At 68.4% G+C, this 21,183-nt stretch carries 16 protein-coding genes and 1 pseudogene; 11 read left to right on the top strand and 6 right to left on the bottom strand.

What is annotated here, in order from left to right:
- The first annotated feature begins 8 nt into the window (after nt 1-8).
- The 10 genes from can (at nt 9) to bioB (ending at nt 9,990) form a co-directional block, all read left to right on the top strand.
- Nucleotides 9-779: a carbonate dehydratase gene (can, locus tag WS64_RS12725; protein WP_059585395.1), complete on the top strand. Its 771-nt coding sequence runs from the start codon at nt 9-11 to the stop codon at nt 777-779.
- A gap of 102 nt (nt 780-881) precedes the next feature.
- Nucleotides 882-1,559 (top strand): SDR family oxidoreductase, encoded by a 678-nt coding sequence (locus WS64_RS12720; protein ID WP_059585396.1) that lies wholly within the window; start codon nt 882-884, stop codon nt 1,557-1,559.
- Nucleotides 1,560-1,598: 39 nt separating this feature from the next.
- Entirely contained in the window at nt 1,599-2,036 is a 438-nt protein-coding gene (locus WS64_RS12715) for a YchJ family protein (RefSeq protein WP_060966590.1), read from the top strand.
- A gap of 106 nt (nt 2,037-2,142) precedes the next feature.
- Nucleotides 2,143-3,414 carry a dienelactone hydrolase family protein gene (locus WS64_RS12710; protein ID WP_060966589.1) on the top strand — a complete coding sequence of 424 codons (1,272 nt, stop codon included), beginning with the start codon at nt 2,143-2,145 and terminating at the stop codon, nt 3,412-3,414.
- A gap of 148 nt (nt 3,415-3,562) precedes the next feature.
- Nucleotides 3,563-3,952, top strand: a complete 390-nt coding sequence (locus tag WS64_RS12705) for a helix-turn-helix domain-containing protein (protein ID WP_230943825.1) — start codon at nt 3,563-3,565, stop codon at nt 3,950-3,952.
- The gene (locus WS64_RS12700) at nt 3,952-5,301 is read left to right on the top strand and encodes a type II toxin-antitoxin system HipA family toxin (protein ID WP_060966588.1); all 1,350 of its coding nucleotides are present in this window, start codon (nt 3,952-3,954) and stop codon (nt 5,299-5,301) included. Before WS64_RS12705 ends, WS64_RS12700 begins: the two co-directional genes overlap by 1 nt.
- Before the next feature lie 381 nt (nt 5,302-5,682).
- Entirely contained in the window at nt 5,683-7,029 is a 1,347-nt protein-coding gene (bioA, locus tag WS64_RS12695) for an adenosylmethionine--8-amino-7-oxononanoate transaminase (RefSeq protein ID WP_060966587.1), read from the top strand.
- Entirely contained in the window at nt 7,026-8,213 is a 1,188-nt protein-coding gene (bioF, locus tag WS64_RS12690; RefSeq protein WP_059641326.1) for an 8-amino-7-oxononanoate synthase, read from the top strand. The genes bioA and bioF overlap by 4 nt, the downstream gene beginning before the upstream one ends.
- Nucleotides 8,210-8,929: a dethiobiotin synthase gene (bioD, locus tag WS64_RS12685; RefSeq protein WP_060966586.1), complete on the top strand. Its 720-nt coding sequence runs from the start codon at nt 8,210-8,212 to the stop codon at nt 8,927-8,929. Before bioF ends, bioD begins: the two co-directional genes overlap by 4 nt.
- A gap of 41 nt (nt 8,930-8,970) precedes the next feature.
- Entirely contained in the window at nt 8,971-9,990 is a 1,020-nt protein-coding gene (bioB, locus tag WS64_RS12680; RefSeq protein ID WP_059641321.1) for a biotin synthase BioB, read from the top strand.
- Nucleotides 9,991-10,137: 147 nt separating this feature from the next.
- Here bioB and WS64_RS12675 read toward each other — a convergent pair whose 3' ends face one another.
- Together WS64_RS12675 and WS64_RS12670 are read right to left on the bottom strand one after the other, a co-directional pair.
- Nucleotides 10,138-10,863, bottom strand: a complete 726-nt coding sequence (locus WS64_RS12675; protein ID WP_059608800.1) for a copper homeostasis protein CutC — start codon at nt 10,861-10,863, stop codon at nt 10,138-10,140.
- 206 nt (nt 10,864-11,069) lie between these two features.
- Nucleotides 11,070-12,356 carry a sensor domain-containing phosphodiesterase gene (locus WS64_RS12670; protein ID WP_059585406.1) on the bottom strand — a complete coding sequence of 429 codons (1,287 nt, stop codon included), beginning with the start codon at nt 12,354-12,356 and terminating at the stop codon, nt 11,070-11,072.
- A gap of 308 nt (nt 12,357-12,664) precedes the next feature.
- On the opposite strand from WS64_RS12670, the gene WS64_RS12665 reads away from it, so the two are divergent.
- A complete protein-coding gene (locus WS64_RS12665; protein ID WP_060966585.1) occupies nt 12,665-14,332 on the top strand; it encodes a Na+/H+ antiporter in 1,668 nt (555 codons plus the stop codon).
- 92 nt (nt 14,333-14,424) lie between these two features.
- On the opposite strand, the gene WS64_RS12660 is transcribed toward WS64_RS12665, so the two are convergent.
- From WS64_RS12660 to WS64_RS32785, 4 genes and pseudogenes are all read right to left on the bottom strand, one after another.
- On the bottom strand, nt 14,425-17,997 hold the full coding sequence (locus WS64_RS12660; protein ID WP_060966584.1) for an indolepyruvate ferredoxin oxidoreductase family protein: 3,573 nt from the start codon (nt 17,995-17,997) through the stop codon (nt 14,425-14,427).
- Nucleotides 17,998-18,486: 489 nt separating this feature from the next.
- On the bottom strand, nt 18,487-18,717 hold the full coding sequence (locus WS64_RS12655; RefSeq protein ID WP_155720422.1) for a hypothetical protein: 231 nt from the start codon (nt 18,715-18,717) through the stop codon (nt 18,487-18,489).
- Between the two features lie 1,627 nt (nt 18,718-20,344).
- Nucleotides 20,345-20,482 (bottom strand): annotated as a pseudogene (locus tag WS64_RS35230) (acyltransferase); the annotation flags it as partial.
- A gap of 49 nt (nt 20,483-20,531) precedes the next feature.
- On the bottom strand, nt 20,532-20,975 hold the full coding sequence (locus tag WS64_RS32785) for a lysozyme inhibitor LprI family protein (protein ID WP_081103851.1): 444 nt from the start codon (nt 20,973-20,975) through the stop codon (nt 20,532-20,534).
- Between the last annotated feature and the right edge of the window lie 208 nt (nt 20,976-21,183).

Below are 21,183 nucleotides of genomic sequence, written 5' to 3'. Positions count from 1 at the left end.
CCACACCGATGACTACCCAAGACAATCCGCTTTCACATCTGTTCGACAACAACGATGCCTGGGTCAAGCGCCAGCTCGCCGACGATCCCGATTTCTTCGCACGACTCGCCGACCAGCAGGCGCCGGAATATCTGTGGATCGGCTGCTCGGATTCCCGCGTGCCGGCGAACCAGATCATCGGCCTGCCGCCGGGCGAAGTGTTCGTGCACCGCAACATCGCGAACGTGGTCGTGCACAGCGACCTGAACTGCCTGTCGGTGATCCAGTTCGCGGTCGACATCCTGCGCGTCAAGCACATCATGGTCGTCGGCCACTACGGCTGCTCGGGCGTGAACGCGGCGCTGCACAACCGCCGTGTCGGCCTCGCGGACAACTGGCTGCATCACGTGCAGGACGTACGCGAGCGCCATGCGGCGCTGCTCGACGAATGGCCGGTCGGCGAAGCGCGTTACCGTCGCCTGATCGAGCTGAATGCGATCGAACAGGTCGTCAACGTGTGCCGCACGACGATCGTCAACGACGCGTGGGCGCGCGGCCAGTCGCTCACCGTGCACGGGCTCGTGTACGGCGTGCATGACGGCCGGATGCGCAACCTCGGGATGGCCGTGTCGAACTTCGACGCGCTCGACTCGACTTACCGGCGCTGCGTGGCCGCGCTCACCGCCGGCGGCGAGCATGCGCCGGACAACGACATGGTCGCGGCGGACGCCGCCCGGCTCGAAAGCGTCGCGCAGGCGGTCGCCGCGACGCTCAAGCCGTGCGACGACGCGCAGCAGTAACGCGCCAGCCGCCGGACGGCGGCTGCGACGCGGCCGCGGCACGCGTCGAACGCATCTGACAACGGCACTGCCTCGGTGGCGCCACCGCAAGGAGCGACAGGCATGAAAACCGTATTGATCGTCGGCGCATCGCGCGGCCTCGGCCGCGAATTCGTCCGGCAATACCGGCGCGACGGCTGGAACGTGATCGCCACCGCGCGCGACGCGGCGTCGCTCGATGCGCTGCGCGCGCTCGGCGCGCAGCCGCATGCGCTCGACATTGCGCAGCCCGAGCAGATCGCGGCGCTCGGCTGGAAGCTCGACGGCGAGCGGCTCGATGCGGCCGTGCTCGTGTCCGGCGTGTACGGGCCGCGCACCGAGGGCGTCGAGACGATCACCGCCGAGGATTTCGACGCGGTGATGCACACGAACGTGCGCGGGCCGATGCAGTTGCTGCCGATCCTGCTGCCGCTCGTCGAGGACGCGCGCGGCGTGCTGGCCGTCGTGTCGAGCCGGATGGGCAGCATCGCCGAGGCGACCGGCACGACCGGCTGGCTGTACCGCGCGAGCAAGGCCGCGCTGAACGACGCGCTGCGCATCGCGTCGCTGCAGACGCGCCATGCCGCGTGCATTTCGCTGCATCCCGGCTGGGTGCGCACCGACATGGGCGGCGCGCAGGCCGCGATCGATCCGGAAACGAGCGTGACCGGCATGCGTCGCGTGATCGCCGAATCGGGTTCGGACGTGTCCCAGGCGAACGGCCGGTTCTTCCAGTACGACGGCGTTGAGCTGAGCTGGTGAGCGGCACCGGCAACCGATCGTTGTTAATTCACATTTCGCATGATTTTGAACCGACCTGACGCGTGCCCGTGCGGCGGCGCGTCTCCCGCGCCCGCCGGCAAAGCCCCGGCGCCGCGCTATGCGGCCTGCTGCGGCCGTTTCATCGACGGCGGCGAGGCCGCCGCGACCGCACTCGAATTGATGCGTTCGCGGTACAGCGCGTACGTGCTCGGCGCGACCGATTACCTGCGCGCGACGTGGGCCGCGCGCACCTGCCCGCCCGATCTCGACACCGACCCTGAAGCACCGGACGCGCCGCGCTGGCTCGGCCTCGCGGTCAAACGCCACGTGCCGCTCGACGAGCGGCACGCGGAGGTCGAATTCGTGGCGCGCTACAAGGTTGGCGGACGCGCTTACCGGCTCCACGAGACGAGTCGTTTCGAGCGCGACGAGCACGGTTTCTGGCGCTATGTCGACGGCGAAGTAAGTGAACGCTGACAAATAGTTGCCATGTCAGACGCCGGGTAATTCCCGCATTGCACAACCTGATTTTGTCGGGCTACGATGGCCTCGAATTGGTCATGTTGCATGGCAGGGCTTACGGATGGCGTTCAGCAAGGTATTGGTGGGATGGATGGCGGCCTGTGCGCTGTCGGCCGCTCAGGCCGGTACGCTGCCGGGCGCCGCTACGGGGGCGGGCGCCAGCGGATCGCTCGCGCACGCCGAGCGCTTCGACTACGCCGACGCGAACCTGCCGCAGGTCGCCGCCGACCTCAACGAACAGATCCTGCGCATTCCGGCCGATGCTTCGGGCGCCGTCACGCTCGAGGCGACGCTCTTCAAGCCGAACGGCCCCGGCCCGTTCCCGCTCGTCGTCTTCAACCACGGTAAAAATACCGGCGATCTCCATCTGCAGCCGCGCAGCCGGCCGCTCGCGTTCGCGCGCGAATTCGTGCGGCGCGGCTATGCGGTGATCGCGCCGAATCGCCAGGGCTTCGCCGGTTCGGACGGCACGTACCGGCAGGAAGGCTGCAACGTCGGCAAGAACGGGCTCGCGCAGGCCGCCGACGTCGACGCGACGGTGCGCTACATGTCGCGCCAGCCGTACGTCGATGCGTCGCGCATCGTCGTCGCCGGCACGTCGCATGGCGGGCTCGTGTCGGTCGCATACGGCACCGAAGCGGCAGCCGGCGTACGCGGCATCATCAACTTCTCCGGCGGGCTGCGCCAGGACCTGTGCGACGGCTGGCAGCGCAATCTCGTCGATGCGTTCGACCAGTATGGCGCGCATACGGCCGTGCGGTCGCTGTGGCTGTACGGCGACAACGATTCGGTATGGACGCCCGCGCTCGTCGCGCAGATGCACGATGCGTACGTGTCGCACGGCACGCAAGCCCGCTTCATCGATTTCGGCCGCTACAAGGACGACGCGCACCGGCTGATCGTCGATCGCGACGGCGTGCCCGTCTGGTGGCCGGCCGTGAACGCATTCCTCGCCGAACTGAACCTGCCGACCGCGGTGCGCTATGCGGTCGCGAACCCGCACGAGCCGAAGGCCAGCGGCTATGCGTCGATCGACGCGGTCAACGCGGTGCCGTACGTCGACGAAGCCGGCCGCGAAGGCTATCGCCGCTTCCTGAACCAGCATCCGAGCCGCGCATTCGCGGTGTCGTCGGAAGGCGCGTGGTCGTGGGCCGAAGGCGGCGACGACCCGATGGCGCTCGCGCTCGACAACTGCGCGAAGCAGGGCGCGGGCGCGTGCCGGCTGTACGCGGTCAACGACCGCGTCGTGTGGAACGCCAGCCCGACGCAGACGGCCGACAACGGCGACGATCACATCCGCGACACCGATACGCGCGCGCTGGCTTCGCGCTGACGCGCGGCTGTCGTTCTTCCCGCCTCGCACGCCCCGTCCTTTCAAGGTCATCGCGGCACGCCCCCGCCTGCTCGTCAAATCGAGCACTCACCGCGTAATGCTCGTTTTTACGCGCAATCGGCTTGAATTCGAGCTGGCATGATCTATCATGATCGTTATTTCGATCATAATCGACTTAACGATCGATTTTACGAGCATGAAGGTCAATCAAGCTGCGGCCGCCAGCCCCACCGTTCTCGCGGAAGCCGCGCGTGTCGGAGAAGCGCTCGCCCGTCTGCGCATCTCGCGGCGCATCCAGCAGAGCGAGGCGGCCACCCGGGCCGGGCTTTCACGCAATACCGCCTATCGCATCGAGAAAGGCGATCCTGGCGTCGCGCTGGGACAGTGGCTGCGGTATCTCGACGCGATTGCACCGGAAACGACCCTGCTGGAACTGCTCTCCGGAACAGCCCCGTCGCTCAAGGCACAGGCGGCCCGCGAACGCAGTCGACGCGTACGATCTCTCACGGACAACGAACTCAAGGATCTTGATTTCTGATGGCCGCCGTCGTCAAAAGACTCGCCGTGTTTGCCTATCTCGACGATGACTGGGCACCCGCGGGCCTGCTTCAAATGACCGAAGACGGTGCGGATCTACAGGCATCGAGCTTCGCGTACGGGTTGCGCTATATCGATCGGCCCAACGCCATCGAAATCGACCCGGTGAGCCTGAGTCTGGCGAGAAAGAACGAGACACGCGGCAAGATGAACTTCCCGGCGGGCGGGTTGACGCAGTTCGGCGGGATTCGCGACGCCGCGCCCGATGCATGGGGACGGCGTGTCATCGAAGCCAAACTCAAAGTCCGGGCCAACACACTGCCCGAATCCACCTATCTCCTCCACGCGGGCAGTCAGCGGATTGGTGCGCTCGATATCCGGGCGAATCTGGACACCCCTCCAGGCCCGCAAGCCGGCAAGGGCCTGCACAGGCTCGAATATCTGATCGATTCGGCAGCGCGCATCGAGGAAGGCGAGCCCGTGCCGGCCGAACTCGAAGCCATCTTCGTACAGGGCAGCGGTCTCGGCGGCGCCCGGCCAAAGGCTACGGTGCGGGACGAAAACGGCGTGCTTTGGCTGGCCAAATTCCCGAGTCGTAGCGACCGGCTGAACGTGACGGTCATCGAAGAGGCCACGCTTCGTCTTGCGGCCCGGTGCGGCATTCGGGTCCCACCTACCCGCATCGTCGACGTCGGCGGCCGACAAGTCATGTTGATCCGCCGATTCGACCGGTACTGGACTCACCCCGAATTCGACGCCCTTCGAGGGGACGACGCGCTCTATCTGCCTCCCCGTGCCGGGGCAACCGAGCGAAGAGTGCCCTTCGCGAGCGCATTGACGCTGGTCGGCTGTTCCGAGATGGAATCGATGGAGAAAAGTTATCAGGACGTGGCTCACGCGATCCGGCAGCACGGGCACGTGGACGCAATTCGAGCCGACAACCGGGAACTGTTCAAGCGGATGGTCTTTAACATCCTCGTGAGCAACGACGATGACCATTTGCGCAACCACGGATTCATTCGCGACCCGCGTCTCCCCGGCTGGCGTCTCAGCCCGTTATACGACGTTCTGCCCCGGCCGAGCAGTGCACACGAGCGCTATCTCCACCTCGGCATCGGCCCGCAGGGGCGGCTCGCCACCCTGGATAACGCGTTCAATGCCCGGGGTGCATTCGGCCTTTCGAAATCGGACGCCGGACTCGCGATTGCTGAAGTCTGGCAACCGACACGCGAATGGAAGACGTGTTTCGAAGAGCATGGCGTGCCTGACAAGGAAGTCGACAAGATTGCGCCGGCGTTCCGTCACATCGACCACGTGGCCGACGCGGCACTTCGCAAAGCATTGCCCTGAACCTGCCCGCTCGATTTCGCTCAGTGGTCCGGCATTGCACCACCCGGTCGATCGACCCTGCGCGCAGCAAGTTCGCCCCTTGTCGCCGCCAACACCGCACCATCATCCTTCCCCATATTTCGCTGCCCGGCCGCCCCGCCCCGCGATTTTTTTCTGTCGGGGGGTGTCACTCGACCGTCGTCATCTGCGTGCATTTCGGCCGATCCGTCGCGTTCCGTTCCGAGTACCCCCGAACTGCGCCGAACTCCCGCCCAGCAAGGCTGCGCGGCGTTTGTAACCGCTAGTGCAACGTCCGGCGGAACACGCTAATCTCTGCGCGTTTCGTATCCCGCCGCGCGGCGCCCGTCGATACCGCGCGGCCGTTTTACCCCCGGAGTCGCCTTGAGTACGCCAGCCACCGACGACTGGGTCGCGCGCAGCCTGCGCGCGGTCTGGCACCCCTGCACCCAGATGAAGCATCACGAGCGCCTGCCGCTCGTCCCCGTCGCGCGCGGCGCGGGCGTGTGGCTGGTCGACCGTGACGGCCGCCGCTACTTCGACGCGATCAGCTCGTGGTGGGTCAACCTGTTCGGCCATGCGAACCCGGACATCAACGCGGCGCTGAAGGACCAGCTCGACACGCTCGAGCACGCGATGCTCGCCGGCTGCACGCACGAACCGGCGATCGAGCTCGCCGAACGGCTGCACGCGCTGACCGCCCGCACGCTCGGCCATGCGTTCTTCGCGTCGGACGGCGCGTCGGCCGTCGAGATCGCGCTGAAGATGAGCTTCCACGCGTGGCGCAACCGCGGCCGCGCGAACAAGCAGGAATTCGTCTGCGTCGCAAACAGCTATCACGGCGAGACGATCGGTGCGCTCGGCGTGACCGACGTCGCGCTGTTCAAGGATGCGTACGATCCGCTGATCCGCCACGCTCACGTGGTCGCGTCGCCCGATGCGCGCGGCGCGCTGCCGGGCGAGACGGCCGCCGACGTCGCGGGCCGCGCGCTCGCGGACGTGCGGCGCCTGTTCGTCGAACGCGGCGACCGGATCGCCGCGCTGATCGTCGAGCCGCTCGTGCAGTGCGCGGCCGGCATGGCCATGCACGATCCGTCGTACGTGCGCGGGCTGCGCGCACTGTGCGACGAATTCGGCGTGCACCTGATCGCCGACGAGATCGCGGTGGGCTGCGGCCGCACGGGCACCTTCTTCGCGTGCGAACAGGCGGGCGTCTGGCCCGATTTCATGTGCCTGTCGAAAGGAATCAGCGGCGGCTACCTGCCGCTGTCTCTGGTGCTCACGCGCGACGACGTGTTCGCGTCGTTCTACGACGACGACACGACGCGCGGCTTCCTGCACTCGCATTCGTACACGGGCAACCCGCTCGCGTGCCGCGCGGCGCTCGCGACGCTCGACCTGTTCGCGCGCGACGACGTGCTCGCGAGCAACGCCCGCAAATCGGCGACGCTGCGCGCGGCGCTCGCGCCGCTGGGCGCCCATCCGCACGTACGCCACCTGCGCGAGCGCGGCACGCTGTTCGCGTTCGACGTCGCGCTCGACGGCGACGCGGCGCGCGGCTTCTCGCGGCGCTTCTTCGAGCGCGCGCTCGAACGTGAACTGCTGCTGCGCCCGATCGGCACGACCGTGTACCTGATGCCGCCGTACGTGATGAGCGACGACGACATCGCGTGGCTCGCGCGGCGCACGCGCGACACGCTCGACGCCACGCTGGAGGATCTCGGCCGATGAGCCTGCTCGACACCCTGCAACGCGGCCTCGCCGACCTCGACGCACAAGGGCTGCGCCGCGTGCGCCGCATCGCCGACACCGCGTGCGACGCGCGCATGACCGTGAACGGCCGCGAGATCGTCGGCTTCGCGAGCAACGACTACCTCGGCCTCGCCGCGCATCCGGCGCTCGTCGCCGCGTTCGCGGAAGGCGCGCAGCGCTACGGCTCCGGCAGCGGCGGCTCGCACCTGCTCGGCGGCCATTCGCGCGCGCACGCCCGGCTCGAGGACGAACTCGCGGGCTTCGCGGGCGGCTTCTCCGACGCGCCGCGCGCGCTGTACTTCAGCACCGGCTACATGGCGAACCTCGCGGCGATGACCGCGCTCGCCGGCAAGGGCGCGACGATCTTCTCCGACGCGCTGAACCACGCGTCGCTGATCGACGGCATGCGGCTGTCGCGCGCGAACGTGCAGGTCTATCCGCACGCCGATACCGCCGCGCTCGCCGCGCTGCTCGACGCATCGGATGCGGAAACGAAGCTGATCGTCAGCGACACCGTGTTCAGCATGGACGGCGACATTGCGCCGCTCGCCGAGCTCGTCGCGCTGGCCGAACGCCACGGCGCGTGGCTCGTCGTCGACGATGCGCACGGCTTCGGCGTGCTCGGCCCGCAGGGGCGCGGCGCGCTCGCGGCCGCCGCGCTGCGTTCGCCGCATCTCGTGTACGTCGGCACGCTCGGCAAGGCGGCCGGCGTCGCCGGCGCGTTCGTGATCGCGCACGAAACCGTGATCGAATGGCTGATCCAGCGCGCGCGCAGCTACATCTTCACGACGGCCGCGCCGCCGGCCGTCGCGCACGCGGTATCGGCGAGCCTGAAGGTGATCGCGGGCGACGAAGGCGACGCGCGCCGCGCGCACCTCGCCGCGCTGATCGAACGCACGCGCGCGCTGCTGCGCAACACGCGCTGGCAGCCGGTCGATTCGCACACGGCCGTGCAGCCGCTCGTGATCGGCAGCAACGACGCGACGCTCGCCGCGATGCGCGCGCTCGACGCGCACGGCCTGTGGGTGCCCGCGATCCGGCCGCCGACGGTGCCGGCCGGCACGTCGCGGCTACGCGTGTCGCTGTCGGCCGCGCATTCGTTCGACGATCTCGCCAGGCTCGAAGCCGCGTTGATCCAGGCCAGCGAGGAGGCCGCAGCATGACCGCCCCGCTCTCCGTCTTCGTGACCGGCACCGACACCGAAATCGGCAAGACCTTCGTGTCGGCCGCGATGCTGCACGGCTTCGCGCGGCACGGGCTGCGCGCGGCCGCGCTGAAGCCGGTCGCGGCCGGCGCGTACGAACGCGACGGCGTGTGGCGCAACGAGGACGCCGACCAGCTCGACGCCGCCGCGAACGTCGTGCTGCCGCCCGAGCTGCGCACGCCGTTCCTGCTGAAAGCGCCGGCCGCGCCGCATATCGTCGCCGCGCGCGAAGGCGTGACGCTCGACCTCGACACGATCGTCGCGTGCCATCGCGAAGCGCTGACGCGCGCGGACGTCGTCGTCGTCGAAGGCGTCGGCGGCTTTCGCGTGCCGCTGAACGACACGCAGGACACCGCCGATCTCGCGGTCGCGCTCGGCCTGCCCGTCGTGCTCGTCGTCGGCGTCCGGCTCGGCTGCATCAGCCACGCGCTGCTGACGGCCGATGCGATTCGCCAGCGCGGCCTCACGCTCGCGGGCTGGGTCGCGAACCACGTCGACCCGGCGATGTCGTTCGTCGACGAGAACGTCGCGACGATTGGCGACTGGCTCGCGCGCGAGCACCGCGCGCCGCTCGTCGGCCGCATCGCGCACCTGACGCCGGCCGCCCCCGAATCCGCCGCGGCGATGCTCGACATCGCCGCGCTCGTCGAGTCGCTGCGCGCCGCGCGGCCTTGACCCAACCGATCCCCCAATCCCGCCCAGGACAGGAAAAAGAAATGACCCAAGCCCAGACCGCCGCCGTGCAACCCGACGCGATCCCCGTGGCCGCTCCGGCGCCGCAGCGCTGGCGCGTCGCCGACGTCGTCGCGCTGTTCGAGCTGCCGTTCAACGACCTGATGTTCCGCGCGCAGCAGGTGCATCGCGAGCACTTCGACGCGAACGCGGTGCAACTCTCGACGCTGCTGTCGATCAAGACGGGCGGCTGCGAGGAAGACTGCGGCTACTGCTCGCAGTCGTCGCATCACGACACGGGCCTGAAGGCCGAGAAGCTGATGGACGTCGACGCGGTGCTCGACGCCGCGCGCGCGGCGAAGGCGAACGGCGCGAGCCGCTTCTGCATGGGCGCCGCGTGGCGCAACCCGAAGGAGCGCCACATGCCGGCGCTGACCGAGATGGTGCGCGGCGTGAAGGAGCTCGGCCTCGAGACCTGCATGACGCTCGGCATGCTGGAAGACGAGCAGGCCCGGCAGCTCGCCGACGCGGGCCTCGACTACTACAACCACAACCTCGACACGTCGCCGGAGTTCTACGGCCAGGTGATCTCGACGCGCACGTACCAGGACCGCCTCGACACGCTCGACCGCGTGCGCGACGCCGGCATCAACGTGTGCTGCGGCGGCATCATCGGGATGGGCGAGTCGCGCCGCGAACGCGCGGGGCTGATCTCGCAGCTCGCGAACCTGAACCCGTATCCGGAATCGGTGCCGATCAACAACCTCGTCGCGATCGAAGGCACGCCGCTCGAAGGCACCGCGCCGCTCGACCCGTTCGAGTTCGTGCGCACGATCGCGGTCGCGCGCATCACGATGCCGAAGGCCGTCGTGCGCCTGTCGGCCGGCCGCGAGCAGCTCGACGACGCGATGCAGGCGATGTGCTTCCTCGCCGGCGCGAACTCGATGTTCTACGGCGACCAGTTGCTGACGACCAGCAACCCGCAGACGCAGCGCGACCGCGCGCTGTTCGAGCGCCTCGGCATCCGCGCGAGCCAGGCCGACGCGCTGACGGAACACGCGTAAGCGGTAGCGGCCGGCGCGCCGCGCCCGCCAAGGAGAAAGCCGGGGCATGCCCCGGCTTTTTTCATCCGATCGTCTGCACCGGGTCGCCCTGCGTGTCTCGAATCGGGAGTTTTCTCGCCGCGCCAACGCGCAGCTTCGGCAGGCGCATCACACGTGCGACGCCGCGCCGTCGAGCGCCGCGCGCACGCGCTCGACGCGCTGCCCGTCGACGGGTGCCAGCACCTCGCCGCGCGGCCGCACGCCCGAGCCGAAATGCACCGCGCGCACGCCGGTGGCGCGAACGAAATCGCCGACCGCATCGATCGTGAGCCCCGAACCGGCCAGCACCGTGCAGGTCGTGCCTGCCGCCTGCCGCACGAGCCGCGTGATCGTCGCGGCCGCGTCGAGCACCGACGGATGGCCGCCCGACGTCAGCACGGACGTGACGGCCGGCACGCGCAGCAGCGCATCGAACGCGGCGTTCAGGTCGCGCGCGACGTCGAACGCACGGTGGAACGTGAGCGGGCGCCCGTCCGCGGCGGCCGCGACGCGGGCCAGCGCGCCGAGATCGATGTCGCCGCGCGCGTCGAGCGCGCCGAACACGACGCCGTTCGCGCCGGCCGCGACGGCCGCACGCACGTCGCGCTCGATCGCGCGCATGTCGTCGGCGTCATAGACGAACGAGCGGCTGTGCGGACGCACGATCACGTTGACGGGAATCGGCACGGCGGCCACGACGGCCTCGATCAGGCCGACGCTGGGCGTCAGCCCGCCTTCGGTGATCGCGGTCACGAGTTCGAGGCGGTCGGCGCCCGCGCGGGCGGCGGTCCTTGCATCGCCGACGGTGGTGGCGATCACTTCGAGGAGAACGGAAGAAGCGGCGGGTCGGTTCATGGCGGCTCGCGAATCGTCAGGACAATTCGCGCATCCTAGCCGAGCCGCGTGACGGACGCCAGCGTGCCGGCGGCCGCGTACTTCCGCCGCGTATTTCAGCCGCGCCGCACGCGCCACACGCCGACGCGCGCGGACACCACCGTCACCGCCGTGGCGGGCACGAACCTGAACGGCGCGGCCGCTCGCCGCGTGCGAGCCGCACCTCGCTACGCGACTTGCGCGTCCTCGTCGATCCAGTCGATGTCGCCGCACAGCACGCGCTGCGCGTCGCCGACGCGCACGGCCACCGACAGCGTCACGCACGGCTGCGCCTCATTGATCGACAGGTACGGCCGCGTGACCTGCACGCGCCCCGGTTCGGCGATCGCCGAGCGGAAATACGGCCGGCGCAGCCAGTTCGCGCCCTGCGCGTCGGCCAGCGGCGAAAAGCGCGCCTCGGCCAGCGCGCGATCGGCGCGCAGCACGACGTTGCGGCCCGACTGCCGGCCGTGCGCATCGAGCAGGAAGCAGCGCGCGGCCGCGTCGAGCGCGAGGAAGTTCCAGCACACCTCGTCGAGCGGCTCGCCGGCCTCGAGGCGCTCGGCGGCCCGTTCGAACGCGCGCAGGTACGGTGCGAGCCGCTGCGCGTCGCGCCGCTCGCGCGCTTCGGTCTGCTGACGATAGCGCTCGGTCAGCTCGCCGATGCAGCCGGTCGCGGTCGCGCTGTCGGGCAGCCCCGGCGCCGGGCGGCCGAAGTAGTAGCCCTGCACGAAATCGGCCTCGCACGACAGCGCGATCTGCGCTTCGTGCTCGGTTTCGATCCCTTCGACGAGCACGAGCTTGCCGGCCTCGTGCAACAGCGTCACGAGCCCGTGCAGGATCGCGGTGAGCCCCGTACGGTGCGCCGCGTGCGACAGCATGATCCGGTCGAGCTTCACGATGTCCGGGTTCAATTGCCAGATCCGCTCGAGATTCGAGTGGCCCGCGCCGAAATCGTCGAGCGCGATCAGGAAGCCGTGCGTGCGGAACTCGCGCACGGCCTCCGCGAGCCGCTCGACGTCGTCCGCGCGCTGTTCGAGCACTTCGAGCACGATGCGCCGCGGCGGCATGCCGAGCCGCTTCAGGTTCGCGAGCAGCGCGGCCGCCTGGAACGGATCGGTGAGCACGCCCGGGTGGACGTTGAGAAACAGCCACTCGCGCTCGGCGCCGAGCAGCGCGAAGTTCTCCAGATGCAGCGCCTGCGCGAGCCGGTCGAGTTGCAGCAGTTCGCCCTGGCGCGCGGCTTCGCCGAACACGTCGAGCGGCGACACGGCGCGGTCGAGCGCATCGTGCGCGCGCAGCAGCGCCTCGTAGCCGACCGCGCGCTGGTGCGACAGGCTGAATATCGGCTGGAACACGGTCGTGAGCGTCAGGTCGCGGTGCTGCGTCGCGAGCCGTTCGAAGCCGGAGCTCATCTCCCGCTCGAACCGGTACGGCGACGCGGCGGCCGGACGCTCCTGTTGCACGATCGTCATGCCTTCCTCCTGGTGGTGCAGTCGAACGCGACGTCCGGCGTCATGGACGACGACCGGGACGGCGCGCGCAATGTCATGGTTGGACCCTCGGTTGCCCGACACGTGCCGGGCGGCTGCCCACCTTCAAGCAAGCTCCGTGCAAGGCGTGCGGAACCCATGCGCCGCATGGCCGCGCCGCGCCGCCGCACCATCGTGGCGCGCCATCCGCGCACCGTTTCCGTGCGCACGCACCGGCCGCTCGAACGCATCCGTTACGTCGGCACGCTACACTCCGTACGATCGTTTCATTCCCCGCATCCGCCGTCTCGATGGAAATCGTCTTCACCGTCCTCATTCTGTTGCTGACCGTCGCGCTATCCGGCGCCGTCACGCGCATCCTCCCGTTGCAACTGCCGCTGCCGCTGATGCAGATCGCGTTCGGCGCGATGCTCGCGTGGCCGAAGCTGAACCTGCACGTCACGTTCGACCCCGAGATCTTCATGCTGCTGTTCATCCCGCCGCTGCTGTTCGCGGACGGCTGGCGGATTCCGAAGCGCGAGCTTTACCTGCAGCGCCGCGCGATCCTGATGCTCGCGTTCGGGCTCGTGTTCATGACGGTACTCGCGGTCGGCTACTTCGCACACTGGCTGATTCCCGAGTTGCCGCTGCCGATCGCGTTCGCGCTCGCGGCCGTGCTGTCGCCGACCGACGCGGTCGCGCTGTCGGGCATCGCCGGCAAGGGTCGCATTCCACCGCAACTGATGCACATTCTCGAAGGCGAGGCGCTGATGAACGACGCGTCGGGCCTCGTCGCGCTGAAGTTCGCGATCGCGGCCGCGCTGACGGGCGTGTTCTCGCTGCGCGCCGCATCGGTCACGTTCGTGATCGTCGCGGCCGGCGGGCTCGCGACGGGGGCGATCGTCGCGTGGTTGTTCAGCGCGCTGTCGACGCGCTTCCTGAACGCCGAGCAGGAAGGCGACCCGGCGCCCGGCATCGTGATGACGCTGCTGGTGCCGTTCGCGGCCTACCTGTTCGCCGAGCATCTCGACCTGTCGGGCGTGCTCGCGGCCGTGGCGGCCGGGATGATGATGAACTACACGAGCTTCTCCCGCAAAAGCACCGTCGCGTCGCGCGTGCGTGCCGAAAGCACGTGGGCGATGATCGAGTTCGTGTTCAACGGCATGGTGTTCATCATGCTCGGGCTGCAGTTGCCGCACATCATCGGCCGCGCGCTCGTCGACGCGCACCACACGAGCGACGTGCTGGTCGGCCGCATGATCTTCAACGTGGGCGCGATGATGCTCGCGCTGTACGCGATCCGCTTCCTGTGGGTGTGGCTGCTGCGCTGGTTCGCAAGCCGCCGCGCCGCGCGTCGCGGCCTCGCCGGCACGATGGCCGGCGTGCGCACGATCGCGGTGATGACGGTGGGCGGCGTGCGCGGCGCGGTCACGCTCGCCGGCGTGCTGTCGATCCCGGTCGCGCTGTCCGACGGCGCACCGCTGCCGGGCCGCGACACCGCGATCTTCATCGCGTCGTCCGTGATCCTCGGCTCGCTGATCGTCGCGGTGATCGGCCTGCCGCTGCTGCTGCGCGGCGTGCGCTCGTCGCGCAACCCGCTCGGCGACGAGGAGCGCATCGCACGCTCGGCCGCCGCGCAGGCCGCGATCCGCGCGATCGATTCGTCGCACGATGCCATTTCGGCCGAGCTCGACGAATCGGGCGCGGCCCGCTGCGCCGACATCTCCGCACGCGTGATGGACCAATATCGCCGCCGGCTCGCCGCGCTCGCCGACGACGGCCCCACGCCGCGCGCGGAAGCGAAGCAGGCCGAAACAATGGAATTGCAGATGCGGATCGCGGCCGTGCGCGCGGAACGCTCGGCGCTGTACCGGCTGCGCAGCGACAGCAAGATTTCCGACGAAACGCTGACGAAGCTGCTTCGCGAGATCGACCTGTCGGAAACCGCGCTGTCGACGCGCAAGAAAGGCATTCTTTGAAGGATCGACCGCGGCCCGCGCGCAGCCGCCGACGGGCATAAAAAAACGGCGACGCACCCGCGTCGCCGTTTTCACGTCCGCTCACGCTCGCGTTACTTCGCGACGACGACCGGAATCCCCTTCAGCATCCCCGCGCCCTTCATCTCGTCGAGCGCATGCTGCACGGCCGCGCTCGTCGCCGCGTCGATGCCGAGCTGCAACGCGAGCTCGCGTTCCGCGCGCTTCACGCCGGCCAGATTGCGCACCTTCACGTGGCCGAAGCCGCGCACGCGGGCGTGCAGGTCGGCCAGTTGCACGACCTGCGCCGCATTGCCGGCCGTCATCGCGGCGAACGCACGCGTGAGCGTGGTCTCGTAGTCGTCGGCCAGCGCGCGCTCCATCTTCCGCTCGACCGTGCGGCCGAACGGATCGAGCCACGTGCCGCGCAGGCCGCGCACGCGCGCCAGCATGCCGAGCACCGGCCACATCCACTGGCCGAACACGCGCTTCTTCGGCGTGCTGCCGTCGCTGCCGGCCTTCGCGACCGCGGGCGGCGCCAGGTTGAACTTCACGCGGTACGTCTGGCCCGGCACGCCTTCGAACTGCGCTTCGAGCGCCGTGCGGAACGCGTCGTCCGCGTACAGCCGCGCGACTTCGTATTCGTCCTTCACCGCGAGCAGCCGGTAGAACGTCGTCGCGACCGCGCGCGTCAGCGTGTCGTCGCCCTTCGCGCGCGCCGCGTTCACCAGCGCACGGTAGCGCTCGACGTAGCGCGCGCCGCCGTACGCGTCGAGACGCGCTTCGCGATCGGCGATCAGCTCGGCGAGCGTCGCCGGCGCGGCGTGCGCGGCCACCGCATGACGCGCGTTCCACAACGCGTCGAGGCCGGCCGCATCGCCGGCCGCCATCCGGCCGATCGAGAACGCGAGCTTGTTCATCGGCACCGCGACGTTGTTCAGCTCGATCGCGCGCATCATCGCGGCGAGCGACACCGGCACGAGGCCGAGCTGCCACGCGTAGCCGAGCATCAGGATGTTCGCGCCAATCGAGTCGCCGAGGAACTTCGCGGCGAGCGCCTGCGCGTCGCAGCTCGACAGGTAGCCGTCGCCGGCCGCGTGATGCATCTTCTCGAGCAGCGCGTCCGCATGCAGGTTCGCGTCGGGATTCTGCACGAACGATGCATTCGGGATCCGGTGCGTGTTGACGACGATCCGCGTGCGCGCGTGGCGCACCGTCTGCAGCGCCTCCGCGCTCGCCCCGACGACCATGTCGCACGCGAGCAGCACGTCGGCCTGCTGCGTGTCGATGCGCACCTGGTTCAGCCAGCGGTCGCTCGACGCAATCCGCACGAACGACAGCACCGAGCCGCCCTTCTGCGCGAAGCCCATGAAGTCGAGCACCGACGCGCTCTTGCCTTCGAGGTGCGCGGCCATGCTGATCAGCGCGCCGACCGTCACGACGCCGGTGCCGCCGACGCCCGTCACGAGCATGTCGAACGGCGCCGCGTCGAGGTGCGTCGCCGGCACCGGCAGCGCGTCGACGCGTGCGGCGAGCGCCGCTTCGTCGAACGCGGCGCCGGCCGCCTTCTTCAGCGCCGCGCCTTCGACCGTCACGAAACTCGGGCAGAAGCCGTTCACGCACGAATAGTCCTTGTTGCACGACGACTGGTCGATGCGGCGCTTGCGGCCGAGCGGCGTCTCGAGCGGCTCGACCGACAGGCAGTTCGACTGCACGCCGCAGTCGCCGCAGCCTTCGCACACCGCGTCGTTGATGAACAGGCGCTTGTCCGGGTCGGGGAATTCGCCTTTCTTGCGGCGGCGGCGCTTCTCGGCCGCGCAGGTCTGGTCGTAGATCAGCACGGTGACGCCCGGCGTCTCGCGCAATTCGCGCTGCACCGCGTCGAGTTCGCTGCGGTGATGGAACGTCGTGCCGGCCGGGAACTGGCCGTGATGGCCGTCGTACTTCTCCGGCTCGTCGGACACGACGACGAAGCGCGACACGCCTTCGGCCTCGACCTGCCGCGCGATCTGCGGCACCGAGATGCTGCCGTCGACCGGCTGGCCGCCCGTCATCGCCACCGCGTCGTTGTAGAGGATCTTGTACGTGATGTTCGCCTTCGCGGCGACCGCCTGGCGGATCGCGAGAATGCCCGAGTGGAAGTAGGTGCCGTCGCCGAGGTTCTGGAACACGTGCTTCGTGTGGGTGAACATCGCGTGCGCGGCCCAATCGACGCCCTCGCCGCCCATCTGGATCAGGCCGGTGGTATCGCGCTCCATCCACGACGCCATGAAGTGGCAGCCGATGCCGGCCTGCGCGATCGAGCCTTCGGGCACCTTCGTCGACGTGTTGTGCGGGCAGCCCGAGCAGAAGTACGGCGTGCGCTTCACCGCGTCGGCCTCGTTCGACAGGATCCGCGGCGCAACGAGATCGACGACGCGCTCGCGCCGGTCGAGCGCCGGCTTGTGCCGCGCGAGCCAGTCGGCGAACACCGGCAGGATGCGCGACGGACGCAGTTCGCCGAGCTCGGACAGCAGGCACGCGCCGGCGGCGTCGTGCTTGCCGAGCACGCGCGGGCGCGCGCCTTCGGTGCGGTTGTACAGGTGGTCCTTGATCTGCTGTTCGATGACCGGGCCCTTCTCCTCGATCACGAGCACTTCGGCAAGCCCGTCGACGAAGGTCTCGAGCCGCGTCGTCTCGAGCGGATACGACAGGCCGACCTTGTAGATCCGCACGCCGGCCGCGTCGAGATCGGCAACCGTCAGGTCGAGGCGGCGCAGCGCTTCCATCAGGTCGAGGTGCGCCTTGCCGCAGGTGACGATGCCGACGTTCGCGTGCGTGCTCGGCGCGATCCACTTGTCGATGCTGTTGGCGCGCGCGAAATGGCGGACCGCGTCGAGCTTCGCCGCGAGGCGCGCCTCGATCGTCAGGCTCGGCAGGTCGGGCCAGCGGTTGTGCAGGCCGCCCGCCGGCGACGTGAAGCCTTCCGGCGCCGGCCAGCGCGTCTGCAACGCATCGAGGTCGACGGTGGAGCCCGATTCGACCGTTTCCGAGATCGCCTTGAAGCCGACCCACGCGCCCGAATAGCGCGACAGCGCCCAGCCGTACAGGCCGAATTCGAGCATGTCGGCGATGTTCGACGGGTTCACGACCGGCATGTGCCACGCCATCATCGCGAAATCGCTCTGGTGCGGCATCGACGACGACACGCAGCCATGGTCGTCGCCCGCGACGACCAGCACGCCGCCGTGCGGCGACGAACCGTATGCGTTGCCGTGCTTCAGCGCGTCGCCCGCGCGATCGACGCCCGGGCCCTTGCCGTACCACATCGCATACACGCCGTCGACCGTGCGCTCGGGGTCGGCCTCGACCCGCTGCGTGCCGAGCACGGCCGTGCCGCCGAGTTCCTCGTTGATCGCCGGCAGGAAGCGCACGCCGCTGGCGTCGAGCAGTTTCTTCGCCTTCCACAGCTGCTGGTCGACCATGCCGAGCGGCGAGCCGCGATAGCCGCTGACGAAGCCGGCCGTGACGAGGCCCTGCTCGGTATCGACCGTGCGCTGCATCAGCAGCAGGCGGATCAGCGCCTGCGTGCCGGTCAGGAAGATCCGGCCGCGCGTCGCGGTCAGGTTGTCGGTCAGGCGGTAGTCGGACAGGGCAGGCGTGCCGTCGACGGGCAGGCGGGCGGTCATGGGGGGAAGTCTCCGGATAGTGCTGTTCTGGGCCGTGCGCGGCGGGGCGCCGGGTGACGCATGAGTGCGGCAGCGAATGGCTCTATTTTTTCGCGCGCGGCCGAGAATGTTTTTCCTCATCTTGCTCGGACCGGTGCGCGGCGAGAAAAACCGCGCAGGTTTTTGCCGGGATTTGAGAGAGTTTTCGCGCTGGGTGGCGGGTGGCGGGTGGCGGGTGGCGGGTGGCGGGTGGCGGGTGGCGGGTGGCGGGTGGCGGGTGGCGGGCGGCGGTCGGGGGTTGGGCGGGATGGGGTAGCGCTTGCGTCGACATCGCGGGTGACGAGCGGGACGCCGGCCGCAGGCCCGGCGGCGCTCGCTCGGGGCCCGTGCGACAAGGGTTGGGGCCGGGAAACGGCGGCGCGCTCACCGATGGAATGCACAGCGTTTGGAGTGAGTGAGGGTGCGGGATGTCCACAATGCCGGGACTGTCGGTGGAGCGGGTGATCGCGCTCACCGTTCGATCGCACAGGGTTTCGAGTCGCGTCGGGTGCCGGATGTCCACACCTCGATCTGTCCGCCGCACATGCGGACGGCGACGCTCACCATCGAAATCCACAGCGCGACGAGTCGATGCCGGCAGGAGATATCCACACCGCCGGATGCCTGCGTCGCCGCCGCGACGTTGGCGCTCAGCTTCCGGATGCACAGGCGCGCGAGTCGGCTCGGCGGCAGGATATCCACATGTCCGTCCCTTCGTGCGTGCCTCGTGCGTGCCGTTGGGTAGTCGAACGAGAGGTCGGTACGGGTGTGGATATCACCCACCCGCAGACACTCGAAGCCCTGTGAATTTCGACGGTGAGTGATGGCACGCGCTCGAACGACGGTGCCGATTCGGGGGCGGGCAGCCCGATCCGCGACGACTCCAAACGCTGTGAATCCCAATGGTGAGCATCGATAGCGCTCGAACAAGGGTGCCGACTCAGGCGTGGACCGCCCGCTCCACGACGACTCCAAACACTGTGAATTTCAACGGTGAGCGACGGCGCGCGTTCGAACAAGGGGGGCCAATTCGAGCGTGGATTGCCCGATCCGCGACGACTCTAAACACTGTGAATTTCAACGGTGAGCAACGGCGCGCGTTCGAACAAGGGTGCCAATTCGAGCGTGGACCGCCCGATCCACGACAACTCTGAACACTGTGAATTTCAATGGTGAGCGGCGGCACGCGCTCGAACAAGGGGGCCAATTCGGGCGTGGATTGCCCGCTCCACGACGACTCCAAACACTGTGAATTTCAATGGTGAGCGGCGGCACGCGCTCGAACAAGGGTACCCATTCGGATGTGGACAGATCGCCCCGAGACGACCCTGAACACTGTGAATTTCGGTGGTGAGTGACGGCAAACGATTAGACGAGTGCGCCGGCTCGGGCGCGAATCGCTCGACCCTGCGACGACACCGAACACTGTGAGTTCCAGCGGTGAGCGACGCGCGACGATCCAACCAGGGTGCCGATCCGAGTGTGGACAACCGCGCCCGAGGCCAGTCGAGACGCTGTGAAATTCAACGGTGAGCATGGGCGTCCGGTCGCACGAAGGCGACGCCTCGGCGCGAACAGCCGCGCCCCCCGCCCACGCTGCGCTCCGTGGACCGGGATCCGCGCACACGCGGCCGCGCCGCATGCGCGCCCCCTCACCGCTGAAATACACAGCAGGTCGACTGGCTTCGGCGACCGGCTATCCGCATCGGTGCACGAACTCGAACGGAACGCGCGATCGCATGTGCGGTTAGAATGCGCAACCGCTCGAAGCGGTGCCGAAGATCACGAACGGACACGCCATTCGGTCGCCCCTCCGACGCTCACCATTGAAATACACAGCGCTGCGACTGAATTCGGCCACGAGATATCCACACCGCGATACGCATCCAGATCTATCGCCGACCCGCGCGTGCCGTTAGAATGCGCGGCGCCCCCGCATTCCCGCGCGACGCGCGCTCGACGCCCGGAAATCCGCACCAGGCAAGCCTCACCCGCAATCGGTCGCCGACACTCACCCTTCAAAAGCACAGCATTTTTCGTCGTTCAGGGCGCGGTTGTCCACACCCTGCATCGCGCTCACCGATGGAAAGCACAGCGTGGCGAGTGATTCGGGGCCGGGATATCCACAACCGACGCCGCGCAGGAATGTGCGGCCAGCGCATCGGCAACGTCGGCTCATGCGTCTGCCCTCGATCGGTGTCGAATGCCGGGAAGTCCCGCCAATGCTGGCTCCAGCCATACACTCACCGTTCGCATCCACAGCGTTCAGAGTGGTCGGCGGGCCGGTTGTCCACATTCACCTCCCCGCTGAAGAGGCCGTCAGCCATCGTCACTCGGTACTCGATCGAATGATCTGCGCCGGATTTCCACCGACCAGCGTAGCCGGCGGAACCTCCCGCGTCGCGACCGAACCCGCGCCGACCACGGCGTTCTCGCCGACCGTCGCGCCGAGGCCGATCGTCGCACCGGTCCGTTCGCATGTCGTCCGGCCGGGCTGGCCGGCGTAAGCTTCGGCGCTACTTCGACGGCAAGTCGGATACGGCGTTGCGCAGTTGCTCAACGCGTGCGCCGTTGAGTGCCGCGACACAGGCCAAGCGCCCCATCTCGTGGGCGTTACCCGCTCCACCGCCGCTCAGCGAAGCGGAGAATTCACATTGAGCCGCGCGATACTTTGCGAATTCCTTGTTCGATGCCGCCAAAGCCTCCTCGGATGCATGAATATATTTATTACCGTCGTCCCATTTTTTTATGACAGCGAGCGCGTCGTCTTCGGCCTTTTTTAAATACTCTCGACTTTCACTGGCCTTCTTCGCAAGACAATCCTTCATTCCAGCCTGCGAATAAGCACCGCACTGCTCGTACAGCCCCTTCTCGGTATTGACGGTGTTGTCAGATGCGGCGATCGAGAGTAACGGAAACGATAGCGCAAGCCCAAAGCCGATACTTCTTATTGCACGCATGAAGTCTCCTGTCAGCACCGAAATAAAACGCTAGAAACGATGCACGGTCGCCGTTTGTATTTCAATTTTCGAGATAGCTTTTAAACAGCAGAACGACAGCGGGAAAGCACTCAAAGCCAGATAGACGCGAAAAAGAAGTTGCAAAACGTCAACAGCCGTTGCCCGGTAGCGATACCCAAGCGGCGCGCGTTCCACCGAACGCGTCGCA

Source organism: Burkholderia anthina, from assembly GCF_001547525.1.
GTDB classification, from domain to species: domain Bacteria; phylum Pseudomonadota; class Gammaproteobacteria; order Burkholderiales; family Burkholderiaceae; genus Burkholderia; species Burkholderia semiarida.
This window is presented reverse-complemented; position numbering and strand designations above follow the sequence as displayed.